The following is a 784-nucleotide window of genomic DNA, read 5'->3' on the forward strand; positions in this document are numbered from 1 at the left end:
TTGATGGCTGGATCTCATACCCGGTTCAATAATCTTCGCCCCATAGCGACTGGCAATTTTGTCCGAAATATCGGCATATTGTTTAGCGGTACCCTTCTGCCAACGAAAAGCGGAACCGTCCAGTGAACTGACGTGGTTAAAGATAATATGGTTATGCAAATGGTCTTGGTCTAAATGAGTGGCAATCACAAATTGATAGTCCCCACCGGTTAATTCCATCACCGTTTTTCGCCCGATCTCATGGACCTCTTCGGGCGTTAATGGATCATCTGGACTAAAGGATTGAATTAAATGGTGGGCTAACTGGGGACTACCCCGCCCAGTTATTTTTTGTAAATCTTGATACTCAAAAGGAATCAAGTGCCCTTGATCATCAAAATTTAAATCCTTCCCTTTTTCCATATACGCCAACATTTGTGTTGCTAACATTTCGTTATATGAGTCTGCCAAGTTACCAATCAGGTGACCACTTAACATTTCTTGTCCATTCGTTTTCTCGGCATTTTCAACGTAAGTTAAGGCACTTTTTAAATAGTCAGCGTGTTGTTGGGCTTTGGAAATTTTCTCTTTATTCTTAATATACTGATCGGCATGACGTAAATTATCAAAAGAATGAATGACAAAGCTCTTGGTGTACACCATTGCGTTGCTCCTTTCTTAATTTTTTTGAAGAAGTTGTTGTTGTAAGTCATTCAGTTCTTCTTGAAAGTGCTGGAACGTCATCATCATTTCTTCCACGACTTCGTCGTCAACTTGACGATAGACGTGGGCAGCCCGTGCTAAC

Annotated in this window: 1 protein-coding gene; it reads right to left on the reverse strand. The window is 41.1% G+C overall.

The genetic code is table 11. From position 1 onward, the window contains the following. Nucleotides 1-642 (reverse strand): relaxase/mobilization nuclease domain-containing protein (locus AOQ32_RS08385; protein ID WP_148666550.1); only part of this gene is annotated, 642 nt, incomplete at its 3' end. Between the last annotated feature and the right edge of the window lie 142 nt (nucleotides 643-784).

The organism is Fructobacillus tropaeoli (assembly GCF_001047135.2).
In the GTDB taxonomy this organism is placed as follows: domain Bacteria; phylum Bacillota; class Bacilli; order Lactobacillales; family Lactobacillaceae; genus Fructobacillus; species Fructobacillus tropaeoli.